This is a genomic window from Vibrio sp. PSi01, from assembly GCF_054960695.1.
In genome coordinates this window covers 55446-80964 of the sequence record NZ_JBHNYN010000014.1, presented here as the reverse complement: position 1 = coordinate 80964, position 25519 = coordinate 55446, and the positions used below count along the sequence as shown (strand labels likewise).

Annotated in this window: 19 protein-coding genes; 13 read left to right on the top strand and 6 right to left on the bottom strand. The window is 44.5% G+C overall.

What is annotated here, in order from left to right; translation table 11 throughout:
- Window positions 1–17: 17 nt before the first annotated feature.
- The 3 genes from ACFI6G_RS16965 to ACFI6G_RS16955 form a co-directional block, all read right to left on the bottom strand.
- Complete coding sequence (locus tag ACFI6G_RS16965) at window positions 18–1286, bottom strand: outer membrane protein transport protein (RefSeq protein WP_016767068.1); 1269 nt, start codon at window positions 1284–1286, stop codon at window positions 18–20.
- Between the two features lie 298 nt (window positions 1287–1584).
- Complete coding sequence (locus ACFI6G_RS16960) at window positions 1585–2313, bottom strand: DUF3379 domain-containing protein (RefSeq protein ID WP_010439428.1); 729 nt, start codon at window positions 2311–2313, stop codon at window positions 1585–1587.
- Window positions 2306–2854, bottom strand: a complete 549-nt coding sequence (locus ACFI6G_RS16955; protein ID WP_010439430.1) for a sigma-70 family RNA polymerase sigma factor — start codon at window positions 2852–2854, stop codon at window positions 2306–2308. The genes ACFI6G_RS16960 and ACFI6G_RS16955 overlap by 8 nt, the downstream gene beginning before the upstream one ends.
- Before the next feature lie 564 nt (window positions 2855–3418).
- Here ACFI6G_RS16955 and fadI point away from each other — a divergent pair.
- Both fadI and fadJ read left to right on the top strand, forming a co-directional pair.
- Window positions 3419–4726: an acetyl-CoA C-acyltransferase FadI gene (fadI, locus tag ACFI6G_RS16950; protein WP_010439432.1), complete on the top strand. Its 1308-nt coding sequence runs from the start codon at window positions 3419–3421 to the stop codon at window positions 4724–4726.
- A complete protein-coding gene (fadJ, locus tag ACFI6G_RS16945) occupies window positions 4726–6954 on the top strand; it encodes a fatty acid oxidation complex subunit alpha FadJ (RefSeq protein WP_016788643.1) in 2229 nt (742 codons plus the stop codon). Before fadI ends, fadJ begins: the two co-directional genes overlap by 1 nt.
- A 295-nt stretch (window positions 6955–7249) precedes the next feature.
- Here fadJ and ACFI6G_RS16940 read toward each other — a convergent pair whose 3' ends face one another.
- Entirely contained in the window at window positions 7250–10027 is a 2778-nt protein-coding gene (locus ACFI6G_RS16940) for an insulinase family protein (RefSeq protein ID WP_029189366.1), read from the bottom strand.
- Window positions 10028–10331: 304 nt separating this feature from the next.
- Here ACFI6G_RS16940 and sixA point away from each other — a divergent pair, with 304 nt between their 5' ends.
- Window positions 10332–10796 (top strand): phosphohistidine phosphatase SixA, encoded by a 465-nt coding sequence (gene sixA / locus ACFI6G_RS16935; protein WP_010439440.1) that lies wholly within the window; start codon window positions 10332–10334, stop codon window positions 10794–10796.
- 148 nt (window positions 10797–10944) lie between these two features.
- Here sixA and smrB read toward each other — a convergent pair whose 3' ends face one another.
- Window positions 10945–11475, bottom strand: a complete 531-nt coding sequence (smrB, locus tag ACFI6G_RS16930) for an endonuclease SmrB (protein ID WP_010439442.1) — start codon at window positions 11473–11475, stop codon at window positions 10945–10947.
- A 62-nt stretch (window positions 11476–11537) separates the two neighbouring features.
- Here smrB and prmB point away from each other — a divergent pair, with 62 nt between their 5' ends.
- The 10 genes from prmB to hflX all read left to right on the top strand — a co-directional run bounded on the left by prmB (window position 11538) and on the right by hflX (window position 23770).
- Window positions 11538–12470, top strand: coding sequence for a 50S ribosomal protein L3 N(5)-glutamine methyltransferase (gene prmB, locus ACFI6G_RS16925; protein ID WP_010439444.1), 933 nt, complete (start codon window positions 11538–11540; stop codon window positions 12468–12470).
- A gap of 223 nt (window positions 12471–12693) precedes the next feature.
- Entirely contained in the window at window positions 12694–13335 is a 642-nt protein-coding gene (locus ACFI6G_RS16920; protein WP_010439447.1) for a LysE family translocator, read from the top strand.
- A gap of 479 nt (window positions 13336–13814) precedes the next feature.
- Entirely contained in the window at window positions 13815–15272 is a 1458-nt protein-coding gene (locus ACFI6G_RS16915; protein WP_016785768.1) for a protein adenylyltransferase SelO, read from the top strand.
- Window positions 15273–15431: 159 nt separating this feature from the next.
- Window positions 15432–16160, top strand: coding sequence for a response regulator (locus ACFI6G_RS16910; protein ID WP_010439451.1), 729 nt, complete (start codon window positions 15432–15434; stop codon window positions 16158–16160).
- Window positions 16161–16233: 73 nt separating this feature from the next.
- On the top strand, window positions 16234–17679 hold the full coding sequence (locus ACFI6G_RS16905; RefSeq protein ID WP_010439452.1) for an ATP-binding protein: 1446 nt from the start codon (window positions 16234–16236) through the stop codon (window positions 17677–17679).
- A gap of 110 nt (window positions 17680–17789) precedes the next feature.
- Window positions 17790–19037 carry an ABC transporter substrate-binding protein gene (locus ACFI6G_RS16900; RefSeq protein ID WP_004736057.1) on the top strand — a complete coding sequence of 416 codons (1248 nt, stop codon included), beginning with the start codon at window positions 17790–17792 and terminating at the stop codon, window positions 19035–19037.
- A gap of 181 nt (window positions 19038–19218) precedes the next feature.
- Entirely contained in the window at window positions 19219–20157 is a 939-nt protein-coding gene (locus ACFI6G_RS16895) for a carbohydrate ABC transporter permease (RefSeq protein ID WP_010439457.1), read from the top strand.
- On the top strand, window positions 20154–21011 hold the full coding sequence (locus ACFI6G_RS16890) for a carbohydrate ABC transporter permease (RefSeq protein WP_009848502.1): 858 nt from the start codon (window positions 20154–20156) through the stop codon (window positions 21009–21011). Before ACFI6G_RS16895 ends, ACFI6G_RS16890 begins: the two co-directional genes overlap by 4 nt.
- 6 nt (window positions 21012–21017) lie before the next feature.
- Window positions 21018–22130: an ABC transporter ATP-binding protein gene (locus tag ACFI6G_RS16885; protein WP_010439463.1), complete on the top strand. Its 1113-nt coding sequence runs from the start codon at window positions 21018–21020 to the stop codon at window positions 22128–22130.
- A 272-nt stretch (window positions 22131–22402) separates the two neighbouring features.
- Window positions 22403–23770 (top strand): GTPase HflX, encoded by a 1368-nt coding sequence (hflX, locus tag ACFI6G_RS16880; protein WP_010439465.1) that lies wholly within the window; start codon window positions 22403–22405, stop codon window positions 23768–23770.
- A 97-nt stretch (window positions 23771–23867) separates the two neighbouring features.
- Here the strand turns inward: hflX and pfaD are convergent, their stop codons facing one another.
- On the bottom strand, window positions 23868–25505 hold the full coding sequence (pfaD, locus tag ACFI6G_RS16875) for an eicosapentaenoate synthase subunit PfaD (protein ID WP_010439468.1): 1638 nt from the start codon (window positions 25503–25505) through the stop codon (window positions 23868–23870).
- Window positions 25506–25519: the final 14 nt, after the last annotated feature.

Below are 25519 nucleotides of genomic sequence, written 5' to 3'. Positions count from 1 at the left end.
TCTAGCGGAAGCTTATATTAGAAGCTACGGCTGTACTGTAGACCCATTAGGATTGCATCTGCGTGTGTAGTTGCGTTAACACCTGTTGAAAGCCCTGGAGCGATTGGTGTAGTTTCTGATACATCTACATCATCACCCATCAGGTATGTGAAGCCGAAGTCAACATTAGATACTGTGTCAATGTGGTATGTGAAACCAGCAGAGAACCATTGACGATCGGAATCTGGAACAGAAATCGAAGTCAGTTCATCCTGTGCACTCGTGTCATACATGTAACCTGCACGTAAAGTCCAATCAGAGTTTAGGTAGTACGTACCACCAATAGCGTAGTGCCAACCATCTTGCCATTGATATTGTTTTGCATACGTCGATCCAAGTGGTGAACCTTGTAAGTTATCAAAGTCAATCTGATCGAATGCTCCCCAGCCAATCCACTGTACGGAGTAGTGAACTGCGAATTTTGTATCTTCTATTTTGTGGTAACCAGAGAATTCAGCGATATCTGGTAAAGGCAGAGTGATTTCTTGGCCTTTGTCGTCTTTAGCTGTGATCTCTGGACTGTAGCGGTAAGCTAGACCAAAACGGTTGTTTTCATCTAGCTCATAAACAGCTCCAAGGTTGAAGCCTACTGCCCAACCATCAGCCTCATCAACATCAACTAAAGTTGTTCCAGCTGGTACTAAGCCACCACTAGCGACTCCTAGAGCTGCACTTGTTTCTCTTTTCATTGTGCCTTGACCATAAATAAGGTCTAAACCAGCACCAAAGCTCCATTGTTCATTTAGGCGATATGAGCCAGCAAGTCCAAAGTTAATGCTCTGAACATCTGTCAATCCACCGTATTCTGCAGCTGTGTAGCTATCATCAAATTCAGTCTTGGTTCCGAAGTTTGAATATGCATTCACACCCCAAGCAAATTTATCATTTACTGGAACGATAAGGTGGATATTGGGTGCAATAGAAGTGTCACCTACATCGTCGGTGTTGGCAACAGGGACCGGATTGCCATTAATATTATATTCAGCATCGCTTACTTCAATCATTGAAGTAATGCTTTCAAAACCAAGAGATAGCTCAGTTTTGTCAAACAGTGCCATTGCTGCAGGGTTACGTGCCATTACTGACGCGTTATCTGCGATTACTGCATCACCAGCGAATGCACGGCCGATGCCAGTTGCTGATTGTGCGTTAAGTTGGAAACCTGCTGCCATCGCTTGCGAAGACGCCAGTGTAATTGTTACTGCTAAAAGAGACTTTTTAAACAGACGCGTGTTGTTGGTAGTCATTCATTTATTCCTTTATATATCCGCCTCTACAGGGCGATTAATTTGAGCAATTGCTCAATGGTGGCTGATCCTATTCGCAAGTATACGATATACAAATCCGACCATTGAGAATTTTGAGTGGAAAATTATGGAAATGACGCCTATCTGGCACGAAAATGGTGAGAAATACTGTTTTTTAGAGTTTTAACTCTAGAGGTATTGGTGTGGTGAATGGTTTTGTGGTTTGTTTATAAATAAAGCCCAGCAATATCAAGAGTATAATTGCTGGGCCTTTTGGTAACGGGGCTTAAGAGGAGTGTTAGCCCATAGGTTTGATGATTTTTGTCAGCTTTTCGGCGATTTTAGAAACGTTCTCACCATCTTCACCTACGAGGATCAGGCTGCTGTTATCGATCGGTGTTACCGAACCAGACATGCCTTCTTCGTCAAAGTCGACAGATTTGTCTGTTGGAATTCCTGTTAAAAATAGCGTTACTTTGCCTTTTTCACCTTGGAAAACCATGTGCATTGCATTGGACTTCCCGAAACCACAGTGGTTCAGGTAGTAGACATGATAAGGGAATGCCTCATCAAACTGGTAAGCAAATGGATTCATTTTTGCGTTGATTTGTTGTGATGTCACTTGTTCGTCGATTGAACTCACAAAGCTTTTTTCATCAACAACATGTTTCATCGCAGTATCGACCAAACTTGCTTGAGCTGGAGCAACCAGTGCGTTTCCCCAATTAACCTGTCCAACCAATAAGCCCGCAACAAACGCCACTGAAGCGGCCATCGCCATTGCTCGACGAGCAAAAGTAGGTCTTACGACTTTACTCTCTTCGCTTGAGGTCTGATTGAATAGAATGCGATCGGCAAGATCATCTGGCACATCCACATTCATTGCTGAATGGATCTGCTTATCAAGCGATAGTACATCGTCTAAGAAATGACTATTGGCTTCGCTGTTTGCTACTGCATTGATAATATCTGGTGTTCGTTGTTTAGGTTCCGACAAAACACGACGACGAAATTCTAAATCATCCATTATGTTGCCCCCTCTCTGCCTCTTCTGTATCCAGCATCTCTTTCAACTGATTTCGAGCTCTGAATAAACGTGTCATTACTGTGTTTTTGTTGAGATTGAGAATATCGGCAATCTCTTCACCACTAAATCCACCAATGACTTGTAGAAAGAGTGGTTCACGGTAATCAACTTCAAGTTTCATGATCTGAGCTTGCAACCATTGGTGTTGGTGATGCGGGTCGTCACTGACACTAGCATCATTACCATGATCGTCGATATCAACCAGATCAAACTGTTTGCGTTCAAAGCGTCTCGCGTTTTCGCGTCTTAAGATGGTAATTAGCCAAGATTTAGCGGCTTTTTCATCTTGAAGGCTATCGAGTGACTTCCATGCACGAAGGCAAGTCTCTTGCACTAAGTCTTCGGCAACGGTTTTGTCTTTGCATAACCAATAGGCGTAGCGAAACAGGTCACGATGATAGGCACGCACGAGTGCTTCGTATTTTCTTTGTTTGTCCATATCAGAGTTGACCGGACGCTTGGCAGTTTTCTTTCCAAACATTTTTATTATCGACACACGAGCCTCCATAATTGCTCTGTGTATAGCTGTCTTCTATACGTTGTGCTTTGTTTTTATATTGTGTTTCGTTTTTAGAGCTACCGATTTACTGGAAATCGTAAAATCACAATGAAAATTGATCTACTTCAAAATCTAAGGCTTCGAACAAGCTATAGTACACCTTGTCGTCTAGTTAGTCATTCGTGGCTAGCATGTTGAGCAAGACGACACTTCCTTTTGAAGGCTGACTTTACTTTCTCCTAATCAGGAAACTGATTATTTCAATTGGCGTTAAGTTAATTGCTTTATATACATTCCGACCACACATCTTTGTGTGGTTTTTTTTTGCCTCAAGAAAACAATCCCCAAACACTGTAGTAACAGTGCCCTTTAACAATAGTTTAGTCTCTTAGGACAACCTTTCACCCCAAAAGGTTCGCCTGAAGGTACAGTTAAATTTTCAAACAGTGAGATACTCGTATCACGTTTATTTAAACGCTTGTTTGATTTAATTAACAACTTCTTTACAATGCTTCAGGTCAGACCTCTTAACTTTAAGGAGAAACCATGGGCAAACAGGAAGTCAAAACCCGTTCTGGAGAACGTGTTGCCGTTGTCGCTGGATTACGAACCCCATTCGCTCGTCAGAGCACTGAATTTAGTCAAGTGCCTGCGGTCGACTTAGGCAAAATGGTCGTGAGTGAAATGCTTGCGAGAACAGATGTCGATCCTGCGCTAATTGAACAAGTTGTGTTTGGTCAAGTGGTACAGATGCCAGAAGCGCCAAATATTGCACGTGAAATTGTGCTTGGCACCGGTATGGATATTAATACCGATGCGTACAGTGTGACACGAGCTTGTGCAACTAGCTTTCAAGCGGCGGTTAACGTGACTGAGAGCATTATGGCGGGCACGATAGATGTCGGTATTGCCGGTGGTGCGGATTCCTCTTCTGTATTGCCTATCGGTGTTTCTAAGAAGTTGGCGGCAAATTTATTGGCGTTAAGCAAAACGAAAACTATGGGTCAAAAGCTGAAGATTCTTAAAACGCTTTCAGTGAAAGATCTAATGCCAGTTCCACCAGCTGTCGCTGAGTACTCAACAGGCCTTTCAATGGGTCAAACAGCAGAGCAGATGGCTAAAACCCATAGCATTACTCGTCAAGAGCAAGATGCACTCGCTCATCGATCTCATTCTTTGGCTTCTAAAGCCTGGAAAGAGGGGAAAATCAAAGATGAAGTGATGACTGCATTCCCAGCACCTTATAAAAAATACCTAGCTGAAGATAACAATATTCGCCACGACTCAACCGTTGAGGGTTACGCTAAATTACGCCCAGCATTTGATAGAAAGTACGGTAGTGTTACTGCAGCCAATGCTACACCGCTTACTGATGGTGGTGCAGCAGTGATGTTGATGCGAGAAGGCAAAGCAAAAGAACTAGGCTTAGAAGTGCTTGGTTATATCCGTGGTTATGCGTTTTCAGCGATTGGTGTTGAAACAGATATGTTGATGGGTCCAACTTATGCGACTTCTCAAGTGTTGAAGAACACAGGCCTCGAGCTTTCAGATTTGACGTTGATCGAGATGCACGAAGCATTTGCAGCCCAAGTTCTGGCTAACGTCAAAATGTTTGCAAGCGATGAATTTGCTCAGAAGAATTTAGATCGTGACAAAGCGATCGGTGAGATTGATATGGAGAAGTTCAACGTCCTGGGTAGCTCAATTGCTTATGGTCACCCGTTTGCAGCAACTGGCGCACGTATGATGACTCAAACATTACGTGAATTGAAACGTCGCGGTGGCGGCTTGGCACTGAATACAGCTTGTGCGGCTGGTGGTTTAGGTGCAGCAATGATCTTGGAGGTAGAATAATGTCTACGACTCTTGATGCAAAAAAAGAAAAAGAAGTAGTCACTCAACCAGACTCAGCGACTACCATTGAATCGAAAAATAGTGAACCAACCAATAAGAAAGCAGCGTTTTCTCTGAGTATCGATGATCAAGATATTGCATGGCTTGCGATCGATGTGCCAAACGAGAAAATGAACACACTGCAAGCCGCTTTTGCTGAAGAAATGAAAGCTATTTTTGAGCAGCTAAAAGAAAAGCAAAGTCGAGTTAAAGGCTTGATCGTACATTCATTGAAGCCAGATAACTTTATCGCTGGTGCTGATGTAAGAATGCTTGATGCGTGTAAAACGGCTGATGAAGCACAGTCTCTCGCTCGCCAAGGGCAAGAGATGTTCCAAACATTATCTGATTTTCCTTACCCAGTGGTTGCAGCGATACATGGCCCTTGTTTAGGCGGTGGTTTAGAGCTAGCTCTTTCCTGTGACTATCGCGTATGTACCGATTCAGACAAGACTCGTCTTGGTTTGCCAGAAGTCCAACTAGGTTTGTTGCCCGGCTCGGGCGGCACACAACGTCTTCCTCGCCTTATTGGTTTATTGCCATCTCTGGACTTAATCCTTACGGGTAAGCAGTTGCGTGCTAAGAAAGCAAAATCTTTAGGTGTAGTCGATGCTTGTGTTCCGGAAACTATCTTGCTCGAAGTGGCTAAAAGCTTTGTTGAAAAGAATGCTGGTAGCAAAAAAGGCAAACGCCTAGCGTCTCAAAATCAGGCTTCAACTAAAGAAAAGCTAATTTCACGTAATGGCCTTGGTCGTAAAGTGATTTTCGAACAAGCTTCTAAGAAAACTAATCAGAAAACACGCGGCAATTACCCAGCAGCAGATGCGATTCTTGATGTAATTCGTTATGGCCTCGAGAACGGCTTCGACAAAGGCCTTCAGTATGAAGCAAAGCGTTTCTCTGAGCTGGTGATGACTTCGGAATCCAAAGCCCTGCGTTCGATTTTCTTCGCAACCACTGAAATGAAAAAAGAGCACGGTGCAGACGCAGAGCCTAAAGCCGTTAAGCGTGTTGGGGTGTTGGGTGGTGGCCTAATGGGGGCTGGTATTAGCCATGTTAGTGTTGCTAAAGCTAAAGTGCCGGTTCGCATTAAAGACGTTTCCAACGAAGGCGTTCTGAACGCACTTAACTACAACTTTAAGTTGTTCGACAAGCAGCGTAAACGTCGCATTTTGAGTAAAGCTGAACTTGAAAGCAAAATGCTGCAGCTTTCTGGTGGCATCGATTTTACGAGCTTTAATCACACCGATGTCGTGATTGAAGCCGTATTTGAAGACCTTGATCTCAAGCAATCGATGATTGCCGACATTGAGGCGAATGCGAAACCTGAGACTATTTTTGCGACCAACACTTCTTCATTGCCAATCCACAAGATTGCAGAGAAGGCACAGCGACCAGAAAACGTTGTGGGCCTTCACTACTTCAGCCCAGCAGATAAAATGCCATTGGTTGAAGTTATTCCTCATGAAACAACGTCAGAAGAGACGATTTCGACAGTTGTGGCATTAGCGAAGAAGCAAGGCAAGACCCCGATTGTTGTTAAAGACACGGCTGGTTTTTATGTGAACCGTATTCTTGCTCCGTACATGAATGAAGCTGCGCACTTGTTACTGGCGAATGAGCCGATTGAAAAACTTGACAGCGTGTTACTGGATTTCGGTTTCCCGGTTGGCCCAATTACCTTGTTAGATGAGGTAGGTGTTGATATCGGAGCGAAGATTATTCCGATTTTAGTGAATGAACTCGGCGATCGTTTCCAAGGCCCTGATGTGTTCGATATTCTTTTAAATGACAACCGTAAAGGTCGTAAGAGTGGCAAAGGTTTCTACACTTACAAAGGTAAGAAGAAAGAAGTCGATAAGTCAGTTTACAAGCTGCTTAAGCTACAACCAGATCCTAAGTTGAGCGATAACGATATCGCAATGCGCTGTGTGCTTCCTATGCTAAACGAAGCGGTTCGCTGCCTGGATGATGGTATTATACGTAGTCCAAGAGACGGTGATATCGGTGCTATTTTCGGCATTGGTTTCCCGCCATTCTTAGGTGGGCCTTTCCGTTATATGGACCAAGTGGGCATTAAGTCACTGGTTGAGATGATGAACGATTTCGCTAAGAAGTACGGTGATCGTTTCGCACCATGTGATGGCCTACTGACACGTGCTGGTTTGGATGAGTCTTTTTATAAGTAACTCTCTAGTACGCTAATTATTGAGCCCGCATCAAGTTGATGCGGGCTTTTCTGTTTTATGGGTGAGCGAAAGGAATGAGATTCTCGATTCAATTGTTCCTCTTTCTCGGGAATAACGAGCGAGAGACAAAAAGTAAGTTATTGCGTTGATAAATGAGGGGGCAAACACATCTCAATCAAAACTATCGTCATCTCCTAAAGCGACGAAGGAGCGTAATAGGAGATCTGCTTTTATATTGCCCCAATAAAAAAGGTTGATGCATCCGCATCAACCTTCGGTTTTTTATCTAGAATTACTAGCCAAGTTCAGTATCTTTCGGACGTAACTGAAACTCATCAATAGAGCCTATTTCCACACCTGCGGACAGCTTTTCTTCTTCGTGGTGTGCATTACCTTGCGCGTGCATAATCAGACGATTTGCCGTACGAGGTTTAAGTTGACTGACCACAAAACGCATCATGTCCGAGCGAGTCAGCTCTTTGAGCTCTTCTAGTACGCGATCCCTTTGGTTGAATTCCAAATCTTTATTGCCAATCGCAACCCATAAGCGCTGAGCTCTACCTCGTAAAGTCGTATCTGGCGTTGAAATCTGATTCCAAAGCCCGCGTTTGCTGCTGTGCCATTGATAGTCATTAAGTTCCAACAACACCATATAAAAGGCATTGAGGAATTCATCTATAGAAGCTAACAAGTCTGCTGGAGCTGCATTAGGCGACTGCACGTAAAGTACAATACCTGGGTGCCGGTTCAGCGGCATGTTGCCAGTGCCGACCATATAGCCTAGTTGCTGCTTGGTGCGAATCTCATGGAAGAACGTAGCTGACATCAAGTGGTTTGCCAACGAATACAGTGCAATGTTTTTAGGTGAGATATCCGGACATTGGTAGTAAACCACAATTGCCGAATCATCTTGATTACACACAACTTCACGTTGGAAACTGCCGTTTTCACCAAGCATGATTAATGGACGCAATGACTCTTCGTAAGCCTGATCTTGAACACGCAGTGCATCTTTAAGTGTTTCAGCCATCTTATAAGCATCAGCTTGTCGCCAATCGCCATACACAAACATTTCTACGTGCAGTTCTGCCAAGATAGCTTGAACAAAGGAAGAAAGCTCATCGACCTCTATCGTTTCCAAGGCTTCTATCAAAACGGAATAGGGTGGGTTGTTTGGCTGAAGTATTCCAGTCATCGCATTAAATAGCTGAGAAATAGGACGATCTTGCGATGCGTTGTTCCAGTTTCTGAGCAATTGATGCTTGATCGTTTCGAAGCGTGTTGGACTAAAGTTACGAGCTTGGAAATGTTCAAGGATCATATTGAGCAACTGTGGCTGCTTCTCGCTGAACCCAGAAAGAGTCAGAGTCACGCCGCCTTGATGGGTATACATGTTGTAACCCATACCAGCAATTTCAGCCTGATAGGTATCTTTTTCAAGTGAGTCCAAAAACATTTCTACACATAGGCGAGTTTTTACGATGTTTCTCGGGCTAGCTACCGAATGAGGGCTGTCGATAGCAATATATACGACACCTTTAGGCACTCGAAACTGATGGTCTTGCAGGTGCCATAGTTTAAAGCCGTCAAGCTCTTCCAATAGTTGTGGGTGTTCAGCGTTGCCTTCGATCTCAGCCGGATCGAGGTCATAGCAAATAAATGGGTTTTTGCTGGGTAGCTCAAACTGCCAACCGGGATTTATGCACATAAAACACTGAGTTTGCTCTGTGCTGAAAGGCGTGACCGAGTAGGGCGTAAAGTACCACTTTGCTTCTCTATCGTATTCCAAACCTTGAGCAACGATGGTCGCACGCATGTTTTCGACAGATAGGTAAGAAAGCAAAGAACGTTGTAACTCTTCGTCAAAATGCGACATCTTATAATCGCCATACACCACGTCTTGCTCTTGGTAGTGCTGCATGTTGATCACGAGGTGACTGACAACATCGAGTGGCCGTGCTGGTTCTTGAAAGCGGAATGCAGATTCTAAAACCGCGCGCTTTTCTAAATAGCGCCACTCTTCAATGCCTTGTTGTTCGATCAGTTTGATGTATTGAAACACCGCTTGGATAATATGGTCTGTTTTGGTCAAACCTTCGATGGTCAATGAACAACTCACAGTGAAATCACGATAGTTACTGCCGCTTGCGCCGCCACCAGCTGAGAGTGAGGTTATCCAACCTTTCTCTTTTAACTGCATCATCAAGCTACCTTCCCCTTCATAACCTAAAAGGTGTGCAAAGAATGACAATGGCTTAATACCATAGTGCTCATCCATGCTTGGCATCGGGAAGGTTAAAATCAGTTTGCGAACTTCTTTTATCGGCTCAACGTGGACCTGTACGCCCGTGCTTAACTCGCCAATAATAGGCACTTCAACCTTTTTACCTTGTAGATTGTGATTGGTGATTGAGTTAAAACGATTCTCCACCCAACTTTGCATCTCATCTAATGATTGGTTGCCAGACAATGTCAGTGTCATTAAATCTGCAGAGTACTGTTGCTGGTGGAAAGCTAAGATCTCTTGTCGAATTGTTTCACCGTTTCTGTCACCTAACGTATCGATATTACCGACAGAAAACTTCGAGAATGGGTGATTGTGGTTAACTAATTCTTTGGTAACTTGGTACAAGCGTCGTGAGTCATCATTGAGTTTCATCTTGTACTCAGAATCCACCGCTTGGCGTTCTTTATCTAGTGCTTCTTCGTTAAAAAGTGGTGCTGTAAAAAATTGGCTGAATCGATCGAGTGCTGTTTCAAATGCATTCAATTCGACATCAAAAAAGAAGCAGGTATGTTCTGTTCCGGTCCAAGCGTTGTTACTACCGCCATGTTGGCTGATAAAACTTTGGAACTCTCCGACCTTTGGATACTTTTCAGTTCCCAAAAATAGCATATGCTCTAAGTAGTGAGCTAACCCCTCTCGGTCTGCAGGGTCATCAAAGTGCCCAACATTAACGGCGAGTGCGGCTGCAGCTTTTTGAGCGTTTTGATCTTGAACTAACATTACTCGCAATCCGTTATTTAGCGTTAGGTAACGGTATTGATGTTCATCATTAGGGCTTAAATGCACAGAAGCATCTCCAGAGAAGGTGGTTTTTAAATTATGTACGTGATGATTTGAGGTGCAAACCTTGCGTTCATATTTTGGGATATCAAGAGCTTTTTGGCGACTTCTAAATCACTTTTATCGATTTTTATCAGTGATTTATTTTCTTTTAATAAGATTGTTAAGAAAGTCGGACTCTTTAGCAAGTGACTTGATATAATTATTTATATAGACTGCGGATTCTCTGGATTGAGAGCCAAACGCTAAGTAGCGTATCGCTGATATGGGATATATCGACTTTCGAAATGTTACGTAGACAGGACTGAACATGAAAATATTCATAATGCGCCACGGTGAAGCAGAACATTTTGCTAACTCGGATGCAGAACGAGCGTTAACGAAGCGCGGCAAAATGGCGTCTCTTGCGGTGGCACAAGCTGCAAATGAGCAAGGGTTCAGCCAGTTCGATAAAGTGCTTGTGAGCCCATATCTAAGGGCACAAGAAACATGGTTAGAGATCTCTCAGGCGTTTTCTGGAAAAAAAGTAGAAACCTGTGATGATATTACCCCTTATGGTATGTCCGACGATGTGTTTGATTTGGCTTTAGCTATGGCTGAAGTAGAAAAACTAGAGACCATTTTATTTGTTTCTCATTTACCTCTAGTTGGCTACTTAACCGCAGAGTTCGCGACAGGCATGGCACCGCCCATGTTTCCGACTTCTGGTTTAGCTTGTATTGAATTTGACCTTGAGACACAAAAGGGCGAGTTGCTTTGGAACATTAATCCATAGGCTGACAAAGCTTGGTGAAATCCTAAAGACAACAATAAGCAAAGATAAATAGAAAGGGCACCTCAATCATATTGAGGTGCCCTTTGTTGTTTTGGCTTTGGGGGAAGGAGTTAATCGGTAACAAGTAAACCCGTCGAGTAAATGAGAGTTACTTCTCAGGAATTGAAAGCAAAACCAGTAGTGCGCCATTACCACCAAATTCTAAAGGTGCTTGGTGAAAAGCCATTACATCTGGGTGTTGTGCTAACCACAAAGGCACTTTTTGTTTAAGAATGTGCTTACCGATACCATGTTGCACGCAAGCACAAGCTACGCTCTCTTTAATACAGTGAGCAATCATAGCTCCTAGTTCGCGCTTTGCTTCTTGTTGTGTCATACCATGCATATCTAGGTACACGTCAGGCACGTAAACACCGCGACGCAGTCGCTTGACTTCGTATTTAGAGACATCATCACGCGCATAGCGTGTTGGCCCTTCCTCACTAAGGTGCGGAATGAACTCGTCAGAGAAATAAAACTCGCTATCGCTGGCTTGTCTTGCCGTTCGAGTAATTTCTTTTTGTTTGGCATTTCTTTTTGGCTGCTGGACTATGGTATCCTGTTGCAACTTTTTAACGCCCTTTACTGCATCGTTGAACAGGGCGAAATCGTCATCAAAGTCGGTGTCTTTTTTGCTCATCAGGTTATGAATTCTAATTAGAAACGTAATTAGCAGTATTGTAGCGCTTTTCGGAGACAATTTTGGATAAGATTTTTGTAGAAGAAGCGGTATCAGAACTACACACGCTTCAAGATGTGATTCGTTGGACTGTTAGCCGCTTTAACGCAGCGGGCCTATTTTATGGTCACGGCACTGATAACGCGTGGGATGAGGCGGTACAACTTATTTTACCTACTCTTTATCTACCGATTGATGTTCCCTCGCACGTTATGAACTCTCGTCTAACGAGCAGCGAGCGTTTACGCATCGTTGAACGTGTGATCAAGCGTATCAATGATCGTACACCAACGGCTTACCTAACCAATAAAGCTTGGTTCTGTGGCCTTGAGTTTTTTGTTGATGAGCGTGTTCTTGTGCCTCGCTCTCCAATTGGTGAATTGATCGAAGCTCAGTTCCAACCATGGTTAACTGAAGAACCAGTTCGTATCATGGATATGTGTACGGGTAGTGGTTGTATTGCTATCGCATGTGCTCACGCTTTCCCAGATGCTGAAGTTGACGCGATTGATATCTCGACGGATGCACTACAAGTTGCAGAGCAGAACGTTCAAGATCACGGCATGGAGCAACAAGTATTCCCAATCCGTTCAGATCTTTTCCGTGATTTGCCTAAAGAGAAATACAACCTGATCGTATCGAACCCACCTTACGTGGACGAAGAAGATATGAACAGCCTACCGGAAGAGTTTACTCATGAGCCGGAACTTGGCCTAGCAGCGGGTACTGATGGCCTTAAACTGGTTCGCCGTATTCTGTCTAACGCACCAGATTACCTAACTGATGATGGTATCTTGATCTGTGAAGTGGGTAACTCAATGGTTCACATGATGGACCAATACCCTGAGATTCCATTCACTTGGATTGAGTTCTCAAATGGTGGCCATGGCGTATTCATGATCACTCGCGAGCAGTTAGTGGCTTGTGCAGATGAGTTTTCAATCTACAAAGACTAAACCGTTTTAGTTAGATAGGGATATCAGTTAACAACTGAATAAACCCTCTCGGTATTAATTCAAACGCCATACAGCAATGTATGGCGTTTTTTATTGTCCACATTGAGGCTGTTTGCGCTTAGAGCGAAGATGTTACGCTCAGTATTTAGTTGCTTAATATGAATAATTATTACATATTGATGCTTAATATTTAGACGTTCTAGTGAGTTAAGGAGAATTCGCGATGAGTTTTGATACATGGATTTATTATTTACTAGCAGTGCTGATACTGACAGCTTCACCTGGGCCAAGTTCTTTATTGTGCATGACCAAGGGTGTGCAGTCTGGTTTTAAGTTATCAATATTTACTGCCTTGGGTAGCTTGACCGCGATTACCGGAATTCTTACGTTATCGTTTACCGGTTTGGGTGTGATTATCGCTTCGTCGGAACTGGTTTTTAACATTATCAAATGGACTGGTGCTGCCTATCTTATCTACCTTGGTTGGAAATCATTACGTTCTAGCCAGCAAGATTATGACAAATTATCGAATCAAAAAGCAGATTCTCAATCTGTTAAAGAGAGCGCTGCAAAGCATTATGTCAGTGGTTTTATTGTTGGTGCGAGTAACCCTAAAGCGATTTTGTTTTTTACCGCACTTTTCCCACAGTTTATTGATCCTTCAATAGCACTTCTTCCTCAGTTTGCTGTGTTCGCTTTGACCTTCGCTGTGATGGAGTTATCTTGGTTATTGGTTTACGCCTATCTAGGAGCTAAGTCATCTAATTGGTTGTTCGCTAAAGGTAGAGCCAAGGTTTTTAATCGTGTGACTGGTGGTGTCTTTATTGGTGCTGGTGCACTGCTTTCGACGACAAGCCGAGCATAACTTTCTGTTTTATAATAGAGGTGAATGATTACGGAATATTCTTGATGCTGTAATAAAAGGTTAATATTAATGTGCTTGCTGATATCGGCATAAAGTCGATATATTGGTGTTACACCATCACGTTCTCAAGGAGAGACATATGCAGCATCAAGAAATGATTCAACACAGTAACTTTGGCGTAATCAGTCGTACTTGGATTTTCTCTACTCTTTCTCTTCTGGGTATTCTCGCTCTAATGTAGCCTGCTTTTCGGCTCTATATTTTCAGTTTTTATTATGAATACACTTTTCAAAAAGTCTTCAAAGTCAGAACTCTTATTCTCGTAAATGTGGCTCTTCTCATCAGTCTAGCCACCTAATTTTTCTCTTCGCAAAGCAGTCAAGTCCTTTTCGCTCAACAAACTAGACACGTAAGCCAATCTGAAGTTGTTACTAAACTGTGATAATCTTAAGTTATCTTTTATCTACAGTGTGCCTCTCATGTCTGTCTGGGATTCTATTTCATTTAACAATCGATTTACTGCATTACCTCGACTGTTCTATACCCCAATTCAACCTACACCGCTCAGTAATGTTCAATGGCTCTCATGGAACCATAACCTTGCGAATGAACTCGGCTTTCCGTCATTTGAAGGTGCTTCTGAGGAATTGCTTGAGACGTTATCGGGCAATGTTGAACCTGATCAATTCTCACCAGTAGCAATGAAATACGCTGGCCATCAGTTTGGCTCTTATAACCCTGATTTAGGTGATGGAAGAGGGTTGTTATTAGCTCAAGTTGTTGCTAAATGTGGTGAAACGTTCGACTTACACCTTAAAGGTGCAGGTAAAACGCCTTATTCTCGTATGGGGGACGGGCGCGCTGTTATTCGTTCAACTGTACGTGAGTACCTGTGTAGTGAAGCAATGGCAGGGCTTAATATCCCAACCACACGTGCATTAGCCATGATGACCAGTGACACGCCAGTTTACCGCGAGAAGCAAGAGTGGGGCGCATTGTTGGTGCGTGCTGCTGAATCACACATCCGTTTCGGTCACTTTGAACACCTTTTTTATACCAATCAATTGGCTGAGCATAAGTTGTTGGCCGATAAAGTGATTGAATGGCACTTCCCTGAGTGTTTGGATGCTGAGAAACCTTACGCTGCTATGTTTAACCTGATTGTTGACCGCACCGCAGAAATGGTGGCCTTGTGGCAAGCGAATGGTTTTGCTCATGGGGTGATGAACACCGATAACATGTCGATCATCGGGCAAACCTTCGATTACGGCCCGTTTGCATTTCTTGATGAATATGATCCTCGCTTGATCTGCAACCATTCCGATTATCAAGGTCGTTATGCTTTCAATCAGCAACCTCGAATTGGATTGTGGAACCTATCGGCACTGGCTCACTCACTTTCTCCGTTGGTGGATAAGGCCGATTTAGAGGCGGCGTTAGAGCAGTACGAACCACAAATGAACGGTTATTTCAGTCAGATGATGCGTCGTAAGTTAGGGCTGCTTTCGAAACAAGAGGGCGACAGTCGTTTGTTTGAATCTATGTTCGAGCTAATGTCGCAAAACAAAGTCGATTACCCAAGGTTCTTTAGAACGCTGTCGAACCTAGATACATTGAAGCCTCAAGACGTGATTGATTTGGTTATCGATCGCGAGGCCGCGAAGCTATGGGTAGATAACTATTTACAGCGCTGCGAATTAGAAGAGAGTTCAGTGGTAAAGCGCTGCGAAAACATGCGACAGGTAAACCCGAAATACATTCTCAGAAACTATCTAGCTCAACTAGCTATCGATAAAGCTGAGCGCGGTGATAGTAGCGATATTGACGCTTTGATGGTGGTGCTTGCAAACCCTTATGCGGAACATCCGGACTATGAACATCTAGCGGCTCTACCTCCTGAGTGGGGCAAAGCCATGGAGATCAGCTGCTCGTCATAATTAACCAATAGCGGATTAAGCCGTTAAGATTCAGATAGAGGTCACTAAGTTGTGATCTTTATCTGTTTGTTCTTCTAACTTTACAAACATGTCAATAATCAAACAATCGGCCAGCCTATACACTATGTGAATAAGTTGTAAATTTAATAGGTTTGGGCGATGCCAACAAATACTCGAATTCTCGTGGTGGATGATGATCAAGAAATCCGCGAACTGCTGGAAGAGTACCTCACAAAATCTGGTTTCGATGTTTCTTCTGTGGGAGATGGTGTTGAACTAGAAGCTCACTTGCAAAAGCAAGGTTATCCAGATCTGATTCTGCTTGATGTGATGCTACCCGGTGATGATGGTTTTACCTTGTGCCAACGAGTCCGCAAACGATCCAATGTGCCAATCATCATGCTAACGGCGGTATCGGATGAAACCGACCAGATTATCGGTTTAGAAATTGGTGCCGATGACTACATCGCCAAACCGTTTAGCCCTCGTCAGTTAATGGCTCGTATTAAAGCGTTATTACGACGTGTTCAAGTGGTGGATGACAAGCCAAGCGATGCACTACCAAAGCAGATCATTTTTGGTGACTGGACTCTCGATACGCTCGCGCATCGAATCTCTCACAATGAAAACTCAGAAGAGATGGACTTGTCGGGCAGCGACTTTTCATTGTTAATGTTGTTTTTAACTCGTCCAAACGAAGTTCTAGATCGTGACACCATATCTTTTGCTACTAGAGGTCGTGAAGCGCTGCCTTTTGAACGTGGCATTGATGTACAGCTTAGTCGCCTGAGAAGTCGATTGGGCGATAGCGGAAAATATCCTCACTACATCAAAACCATGCGCGGTAACGGCTATATTCTCGCTGTGCCTGTTCAGTATGAACACTAAGCATGACTTGCTGTTAATGAACTAATGCTAATAGAGTCATTTCCAATGAAGTATTCCGGATAAAGTATCTCGCATGAAGTGGTTGAGTAGATTAAAACCAAACTCCTTGGTCGCAAGAACATTGTTGCTGACCTTGTTAGCCGTTGTGATTGCTCAAGGTATCGCTACATCTATTTGGTATAGCGAATCCAAACACAAAGAACTGGAGGGGATTCGTTCTGCCTCGTCGAGCATGGCAAACATGTTTGCCTCAACGGTGACTTTCTTCCAATCTTTGCCCGTCAAGTATCGTCATATCGTATTAGATCAGATCCGCAATATGGGCGGTACGCGCTTCTTCGTTTCTTTCAATAAAGAGGCTTTGATTGTTGAGCCTATCCCTGACACCCGCTTAAAAACCGCATCGATAGAAGCGATAGAAAGTGTTTTAAGTAGCAAACTCAATAAAGTCGAATCGGTAAGGGTCGACTTTTCGCGACCTGAGCATCTTCGTTTGCTTAAAAATGATATCTATTTAAGCGACCTCCCGCGATCGTGGGCACATCATACTCTAACGTTAGAACCTCTCAATCCTCCTATTCTGGTTGTCCAAATAGAATTAAAGAGCCATGAATGGGTCTATATTGCGGCGTTGTTGCCTGCGCCTTATGTAAAGCTCGACGATACAATTCTCGGTCGGGAACAGGTGATTTTCTTAGTATCTTCAACGCTCATTCTGCTTGTACTTACCTATTTTATGATTCGTCGCCAAGTGCGTCCTCTCAAAAAGTTAGCAAGAGCGGCTAATGAAATGAGTATGGATATTCAGCAGCCTCCGCTTAACGAAGAAGGGGCAACAGAACTGGTCACCGCGACCCGAGCTTTTAATCGCATGCAGCAACGGATTCGTCGCTATGTTGCCGACCGTGAACATCTTTTCTCTGCTATTTCTCATGACTTAAAGACACCTATCACCCGACTCAGGTTACGGGCAGAATTGTTGGAAAGTGAAGTAAAGAAAGACAAATTCAATAAAGATCTTGATGAGCTTGAGATGATGGTTAAAGGTGCTCTTCAGGCTGTGAGAGACACAGACCTTCATGAAAACAATGCCATTATCGATCTCAACGAGATGATGCTCTCTGTAATTGAACTGCACAACCAACATCAAACCTTAGTTGAGTTTGAGCCGTCCGTGGTTGAACCGTTAGTCGCCAAACCATTAGCCATAAAACGTGTGCTGACCAACCTCATAGATAATGCGGTGAAATATGGGAAATCAGCTGAGGTAGATATCGGTAGTGATTCTGTATGGGTGGTTGTGACGATTCAAGATCACGGTAAGGGTATCCCTGAAGACAAGTTAGAGTTGGTTTTCGAACCCTACTTTAGGCTCGCAACCGATGACCAAGGACACGGACTTGGCCTCGGGATCTGCCGAAATATTTTGCATGGACACGGCGGAGATCTCATTATTCGCAACTGCCCTCAAGGTGGTTTAGAAGCCAAAGTCTATATCCCTAGAGGCCTAGAAGTGTAATGTAACAATTGCGTTACATTGGGCTTACCTTTTGTTTCAATCTTAAAAATTAGAATAAGTAGACTCTTTATTGAACCGGACGTCGAGTCCGCTAAACATGGAAGATAATAATGAAAATTAATAAAACCCTACTTACTCTATCTCTTCTTGCTGCCTCAACATTTTCTCAAGCTGGTGAAGTGGAAGTGCTTCACTGGTGGACTGCCGGTGGTGAAGCGAAATCAGCAGCGGTACTGAAAGAGATGATTGAAGAACAAGGCCATACTTGGAAAGATTTTGCTGTTGCTGGTGGCGGCGGTGAAAGTGCGATGACTGTTTTGAAAACGCGAGCAGTATCGGGCAATCCTCCATCTGCTGCGCAGATTAAAGGTCATGATATTCAAGAGTGGGGTGGTTTAGGTTTTCTAACGTCTCTCGATGCAACTGCGAAACAAGAACAGTGGGATGAACTACTACCAGAAGTCGTGACTAAAGTGATGAAGTGGGATGGTGAATATGTCGCGGTTCCTGTCAACGTTCACCGTGTTAACTGGCTTTGGGCTAACCCTGTTGTTTTAGAAAAATCAGGCGTGACGGTTCCAACTACGTTAGATGAGTTCTTTGTTGCCGCAGACAAAATTAAAGCAGCTGGCTTTATTCCACTGGCTCATGGTGGCCAGCCTTGGCAAGACGCGACGGTATTCGAAGCAGTAGCACTTGATGTATTAGGCAGTGAAGATTACAACAAAGCGTTCGTTGATCTTGATATGGATGTGTTATCTGGCGACAAGATGGTGGAAGTCTTCACCAAGTTCAAAAAGATGCGTGACTACATCGACAGCAACTCTCCCGGTCGTGATTGGAACGTAGCAACGTCAATGGTTATCAATGGCGAAGCCGCGATGCAAATCATGGGTGATTGGGCGAAAGGTGAATTTACTGCGGCAGGTAAAGTGCCGGGTAAAGATTACATCTGTGCACCAGCTCCAGGTACTGACGGTCAATTTACCTTCAATATCGATAGCTTTGCGTTCTTTGAGTTAAGTGACAAAGAGAACCAAAAAGCGCAGCAAGACCTGGCAAAAACCATTCTTACCAAAGATTTCCAAGAAGTCTTTAACCTTAACAAAGGTTCTATCCCTGTACGTCTAGATATGGATATGTCTAAGTTTGACCAATGTGCGTTGGACTCAATGGCAACCTTCAAAGCAAGTGCTGAATCGGGCGATCTTGTTCCGAGTATGGCTCACGGCCTAGCGACAACAAGCTACGCTCAAGGCGCTATCTATGACGTAGTGACCAACTTCTTCAATGAGAAAGATGCCGATCCGAAACAAGCGGCAGCTAAGTTAGCAAAAGCAGTGAAAGCGGCTATCTAATCAAACTTGATAAGTGACACACAACGCACGTGAGTGTCGGGTTGTGTTGCTTTATCGAACCCCCAGGGTGGGTAGGCTCGTAGGGAGCCTATCTGCTCTTCACTCCCAATTCTAATATGCGTGATGCTGATGTGGTGCCGAAAGGTAAGCCATTGGCTCGATTGTGCAACAAGGATAAGTTATGGAGCATGTTTTGACTGAGTCGACTCCAAAACCCACAAGGAGCCAGCCGGCACCGAAACCGAGTTTTGCTGACAGGTTGCAACATTGGTTACCTAAAATTGTGCTGGCGCCAACTGCGTTAGTGACCGTGGTGTGTATCTACGGTTATATATTTTGGACGGCAGCTTTGTCGTTCACCAACTCTCGATTTCTGCCGAGCTTTAACTTCGTTGGTTTAACCCAATATGAAAAGCTGATGGATAACGATCGCTGGATCACCTCAATCACTAACCTCGGTGTGTTTGGTTTTCTATTCATGGCGATTGCTATCTTGTTAGGTGTTGGTTTGGCTGTGTTGCTTGACCAAAATATCCGCCAAGAAGGCGCGATTCGTACTATCTATCTCTACCCAATGGCGTTGTCATTCATTGTGACGGGTACGGCGTGGAAATGGATTCTTAACCCGGGTCTGGGCATTGAAAAGCTGATGCAAGACTGGGGCTTTACTGACTTCAAATTCGATTGGCTCGTCAATTCTGAAATGTCCGTTTACACCTTGGTTATCGCAGCACTTTGGCAGTCTTCTGGATTCGTGATGGCGATGTTCTTAGCAGGTCTGCGTGGCATCGATTCTTCAATCATCAAAGCGGCTCAAATCGATGGGGCAAGCTTACCCACTATCTATCTCAAAATCATTTTACCTTGCTTGCGCCCTGTGGTTTTCAGTGCGGTGATCATCACCTCACACATTGCAATTAAGAGCTTTGACCTTGTGACGGCAATGACGGCGGGTGGCCCGGGTTATTCATCGGATCTTCCAGCGCTATTTATGTACGCCCACTCCTTTACTCGCGGACAAATTGGCCTTGGTGCTGCCAGTGCCATGATGATGCTTGCTGGTATCTTAGCGATTCTCGTGCCTTATCTTTACTCTGAACTTAGGGAGAAAAAGTCATGATGAATAACATCAATTTTGCTCGAATCTTTATCTATTCAGCACTGCTTTTCTTCTGCTTGGTGTATTTAATGCCACTGTTTGTAATGGCGCTGACGTCATTCAAAACTCTGCCTGACATCAAGGCGGGTAACTTAATGAGCTTGCCGAAAGAGTGGGTTTTCGATGCTTGGTATAAAGCGTGGGATACCGCCTGTACGGGCGTGAAATGTGAAGGTATCAAAGGCTATTTCTGGAACTCGTTCCAAATGGTGATTCCTGCGGTTGCGATTTCAACATTGTTGGGTGCATTCAATGGTTATGTAGTGACGAAATGGCAATTCCGAGGCTCGAACCTGTTCTTCAGCTTGCTGTTGTTTGGTTGCTTCATTCCGTTCCAAGTGGTGCTACTGCCGATGGCAACCATGCTTGGCAAGATGGGCTTGGCTAACACGACCATTGGTCTGGTGATCGTGCACGTTATCTACGGCATGGCGTTTACGACCCTGTTTTTCCGTAACTTCTATATCTCGATTCCTGATGAATTGATCAAAGCGGCAAAACTGGATGGTGCAGGCTTCTTTACCATTTTCTTCAAGATCTTATTACCGATCTCAACGCCAATCATCATGGTGACGGTGATCTGGCAGTTCACCGCAATCTGGAATGATTTCTTGTTCGGGGTGGTGTATTCGGGCTCAGAAACTCAGCCGATCACCGTGGCATTAAACAACCTAGTCAACACCAGCACAGGCGTTAAAGAATATAACGTCGACATGGCTGCCGCGATCATCGCCGCACTGCCAACGCTATTGGTGTACGTCTTCGCAGGAAAATATTTTGTTCGTGGCCTAACGGCAGGATCAGTAAAAGGATAATTACCCATGGCAACATTAGATTTAAAACAGATCCGTAAAACCTATCGCAACGCGGACAACGAAACGTTAAAGGGCATCGACATCAGTATCGATTCGGGGGAATTTTTGATACTTGTCGGCCCTTCGGGATGTGGGAAATCCACCCTAATGAACACCATCGCTGGGCTCGAGAATATTAGCTCGGGTGAGATTGTAATTGATGGTGTAGACGTGGCGCAGGTAGAACCTAAAGATCGCGATATTGCGATGGTATTCCAGTCGTACGCGCTTTACCCAAACATGACGGTACGCGGCAATATCGCTTTCGGTTTGAAGATCCGTAAGATGCCACAGGACGAGATCGATGCAGAAGTAAACCGAGTGGCTGAAATGCTGCAAATCGAACAGTTGCTGGATCGTAAACCGTCGCAACTTTCTGGTGGTCAGCGTCAACGTGTCGCGATGGGGCGCGCCTTGGCTCGTCGTCCTAAGCTGTATCTGTTTGATGAACCGCTTTCTAACTTGGATGCCAAGCTGCGTGTTGAAATGCGCCACCAGATCAAACGTTTGCACCAGAAGCTGAATACCACGATTGTTTATGTAACCCATGATCAGATCGAAGCTATGACTCTTGCAGATCGCATCGCAGTAATGAAAGATGGTGAACTGCAGCAACTCGGTACTCCACAAGAGATCTACACCAAGCCAAACAACATGTTCGTAGCGGGCTTTATGGGGTCACCATCAATGAACTTCATTAAGACCATGGTGGATTTGGATGAGGAACAGAATCCAATTATTAAGGTTGTGGGCACTGCCGAACAAGAACACCACATTCGATTGCCACAGAGTATGCGCGACCAAGATGGCAAGGAATTGGTGATAGGGCTACGTCCTGAGCACATTACCGAGCAAGAAAGTGATGATGTTTCTGCCTCCACAAAGCTAGACTTACAACTGGAGGTGCTGGAACCGACAGGGCCAGATACCATCGCAATGGTTAAAGTGAACGATCAAGAAGTCGCGTGTCGTTTGTCGCCAGAGTTTGAAGTATCGGTTGGTCAAATGGCACCGCTGCATTTTGACTTATCAAAGGCGGTATTCTTCGATGCTCAAACCGAAGCGAGAATCGACTTCTAGTTGCTGAGTTAGTTTAACAATCAAAGTTCATGTCTAAATCAAAGGCAGTATCACCAACTACTAATAAGTAATGTGATGCTGCCTTTTTCGTTGTCTATACTTGCTTTTTATCCCTTATAAAAACAGAGGGATAAACGATATATATGCTTCTACTGCAATAATATCTTGATTTAGTATCCCTTAGCTCTATAAAGCTGACGTAGAAACGCGTAGGATCACACTACTTTAGACCAAAAACTAGGTTGCACCTTGGTGCATAAACAGAAGAATACATGAAACTAACAGCAAAACCAGCGGCGAATAACGCTTTACTTATTTCTATTACGACACCGGATTTTAAAGGTGACGAAGCAAAAGAGTCTCTTGCCGAACTTGCTCGCTTAGTGACAACCCTAGGGTTTAAAGTCGTCGGTACACAATCGCAACACCACAGTTCATCTCAAAGACAGAATGTGTTGGGTGCAGGTAAGCTTGCCGAAATTGCACATCTAACTGGTTACCAAGGCTCTATTGAAGAAGCTGAAGATGAAGACTTTCTTGATGAGTCGGGTTTGTTTGATTCTGAAATCGATGAGTTAGATTTTGATGATCTTCCAACGGGCAACTTCCAATACGGTGCCGCTGATGTTGTGGTATTCGACTGTGATTTAAGTCCATCTCAAATGCGTACTGTTGAGGCGAGTTTGGGTGTGGAAGTATTTGACCGTACTGGTATCATCATCGAAATTTTCAGCCGTCACGCTCGTACTCGTACTGCTCGTCTGCAAGTTGATATCGCTCGTCTAAACTACTTAGTGCCGCGACTGCGTGAAACGGCTGAGGGTGATAAAGAGCGTCAAATGGGTCAGGGCGCCGGTGAAACTTCACTTGAGCTAGACCGTCGTAACGTACGTGACCAAATTGCTGCGCTTAAGCGTGAGCTAGTAAGCGTACAAGATGAAATGAAGACCCGACGCACAAGGCGTGCGGAGCTTTTCACTGTTGCTTTAGTTGGCTACACCAATGCCGGTAAATCTTCGATGATGCGTGCAATGACCGCAACCGAAGTGGTGGGTGAAGATAAACTGTTCGCAACACTAGATACTACGGTTCGTGCACTTCAACCAATTACTCAACCGCGTATCTTGGTTTCAGACACCGTTGGTTTCATCAAGAAATTGCCACACGATCTGGTTGCTTCATTCCACTCAACGCTAGCAGAAGCGCATGATGCTTCATTGCTGCTTTATGTGGTTGATGCTTCTGACGTTTCATTCCGAGCTCAGCTTGATGTGGTACACGACGTATTAGCTCAAGTGGGTGTAGAAGGCAGCGAAAAACTATTAGTGCTGAATAAGTGCGATAGATTGACTGAAGAGCAGCAATTAGAGCTGATCGAAGAATTCCCAGATGCGATGCTAACGTCGACTCGTGATCCGCTAGATATCACTAAACTGCACAAGTACATCGTTGGTGTTGCAGAAGAGGGCATGATCGAAGAAGAGATCACGATTCCTTATTCTGGCCAAGGCATCATCGGTGAGATTCGCTCAAACATGAGTGTGGTTAAAGAAGAGTACGATTACGAGTGTATTAAGTTGACTGTTCGCTCTAGTGAAATTGACTTAGCTCGACTGAAAAAGCGTATGCAGAAATCTTAATCTCTTAGCTAGTTTAAGAAGAATAACCAAAAGAAAAGCGACCCGTTAAGGTCGCTTTTTTTATTCGTTGAGCTTAATTAACGCTGTATTGAAATGCCTAGGCCATTCTTTGCGTCGGCTTCCAGCGTGCTAGTTCCGGATCAAGCTTGATACCTTGCGAAGTCAGCAGGTTAACACGAGCCAAGTAGGCTGCGCCGTGCATTAGGTGTTTTGCTAGGTCGACTGCATTACGCTGCTGGTAATCATCTAGGTAGCTGTCTTTCGCCCATGCGTTGAATGCGCCAAGTGCAGGGCCAGCCCATACTTGGTAATCCATCTCACGACCTTGTTCGCCGGTGTTTGACCAACGGCTAGAAAGACCCAAGTACCAACGGAAGATCAACGCCATTTTACGCTTTGGGTTGCCTTCAGCGCGTTCTATCTGTTTAGGATCGCGCTCGTTAAAGTGCGCCACAGTCCCCGCCCAAATATCATCTAGTGTTGAACGGAATACTTGCTTCTCAAGTTTCAGGCGCTCTTCTACTGGAATCGCTTCAATTGAATCGTAGCGAGTGTAAAGTTCGTACAGTTTGTTTGCACGCATTGGGAACAAGGTACCACGCTTAACCACTTGCAGTTTCACGCCCATTTCGAACATGTCTGCTGCCGGAGCCATAGTCACGTCAGCCATTTCGGTTGTCGAAAGCAGCTTACGTGTGTGTTCGCTCGCGCCAGCCTCAACACACGCTTGGTTGATTGAACCGGTAACAATGTAAGCAGCACCCATGTTAAACGTCGCTAGAGCAGCGTCAGGCGTACCTACGCCACCACCACAACCGACACGTAGCGGAGTTTTGAATTGGTACTGTGCTTGGATTTGCTCTTTCAGTGCAAGAATCGTTGGCAGTAGAGTAACCAGTGGACGGTTATCGGTGTGACCACCAGAATCTGCTTCTGCGGTAATGTCATCAGCCATAGGAACCAGCTGCGCCAGTTCCATCTGTTCTGCTGTGATTCGACCTTCATCAACTAGAGCTTGCAGCATTTTAGCTGGAGCTGGTTGCATGAACTTACTCGCGACTTCAGTACGGCTTACCTTAGCAATAACCTTGTTTCCAATCTGAATCTCACCTTGTGCATCACGGCTAAGGCCAGCTGCACGGTAGTGAACGATTTGCGGTGTTAGACCTAAGAAGGCAGAAGCCTCAACCGTTTTCACTTTGTGCTTCAAAAACAGCTCTACACTGCCGCGCTCTAGTGCGGGTTCGCTTGGGCTATGAATCAGGTTAAACGCATAAGGGCCGTTTGGCAGTGCTGCTTGGATACGGTTGATCGCTTGCTCAACGCGAGACGGGATTAAGCCCGCGGCGCCAAATGAACAAAGAATGCCAGCTTGACCAAGCGCAATCACCAACTCTTCAGATGAAATACCGTTTGCCATTGCACCGGCATAGTAAGCGTATTTCACGCCATGACAACGACGAAAATCTTCGTCGCCTAGGCTTTGTGTACCAAGAGCAGGAGCAAAGGCGCTAACAGGTTGGCTGTTCGCTGAGCTTGCTGAATCGCCCGATGCAATCTCAGATTTTTGGCTTACGCCTAAACCTTTTTCTGGGTGGTTCACGACGTAACAAGCAAGGCTTAAGTCTTTCAATATTGTCGACATTGCTGCGTTATCAAAGCGAGTTGTGCTCTCTTCGATCTGCCAAGGCCACGGAGATAGCTTTTCGTTATTGATTGTAGTTTGAGTTGTCATACTAAATTCTTTCC

Coding starts and splice junctions, on each gene's coding strand:
- pfaD (WP_010439468.1), bottom strand. CDS start 25,505: ATGACAACTCAAACTACAATCAATAACGAAAAGCTATCTCCGTGGCCT.
- ACFI6G_RS16885 (WP_010439463.1), top strand. CDS start 21,018: ATGGCAACATTAGATTTAAAACAGATCCGTAAAACCTATCGCAACGCG.
- ACFI6G_RS16910 (WP_010439451.1), top strand. CDS start 15,432: ATGCCAACAAATACTCGAATTCTCGTGGTGGATGATGATCAAGAAATC.
- smrB (WP_010439442.1), bottom strand. CDS start 11,475: ATGAGCAAAAAAGACACCGACTTTGATGACGATTTCGCCCTGTTCAAC.
- ACFI6G_RS16920 (WP_010439447.1), top strand. CDS start 12,694: ATGAGTTTTGATACATGGATTTATTATTTACTAGCAGTGCTGATACTG.
- ACFI6G_RS16915 (WP_016785768.1), top strand. CDS start 13,815: ATGTCTGTCTGGGATTCTATTTCATTTAACAATCGATTTACTGCATTA.
- ACFI6G_RS16965 (WP_016767068.1), bottom strand. CDS start 1,286: ATGACTACCAACAACACGCGTCTGTTTAAAAAGTCTCTTTTAGCAGTA.
- ACFI6G_RS16900 (WP_004736057.1), top strand. CDS start 17,790: ATGAAAATTAATAAAACCCTACTTACTCTATCTCTTCTTGCTGCCTCA.
- sixA (WP_010439440.1), top strand. CDS start 10,332: ATGAAAATATTCATAATGCGCCACGGTGAAGCAGAACATTTTGCTAAC.
- ACFI6G_RS16895 (WP_010439457.1), top strand. CDS start 19,219: ATGGAGCATGTTTTGACTGAGTCGACTCCAAAACCCACAAGGAGCCAG.
- fadJ (WP_016788643.1), top strand. CDS start 4,726: ATGTCTACGACTCTTGATGCAAAAAAAGAAAAAGAAGTAGTCACTCAA.
- ACFI6G_RS16890 (WP_009848502.1), top strand. CDS start 20,154: ATGATGAATAACATCAATTTTGCTCGAATCTTTATCTATTCAGCACTG.
- ACFI6G_RS16955 (WP_010439430.1), bottom strand. CDS start 2,854: ATGTTTGGAAAGAAAACTGCCAAGCGTCCGGTCAACTCTGATATGGAC.
- fadI (WP_010439432.1), top strand. CDS start 3,419: ATGGGCAAACAGGAAGTCAAAACCCGTTCTGGAGAACGTGTTGCCGTT.
- ACFI6G_RS16960 (WP_010439428.1), bottom strand. CDS start 2,313: ATGGATGATTTAGAATTTCGTCGTCGTGTTTTGTCGGAACCTAAACAA.
- ACFI6G_RS16905 (WP_010439452.1), top strand. CDS start 16,234: ATGAAGTGGTTGAGTAGATTAAAACCAAACTCCTTGGTCGCAAGAACA.
- hflX (WP_010439465.1), top strand. CDS start 22,403: ATGAAACTAACAGCAAAACCAGCGGCGAATAACGCTTTACTTATTTCT.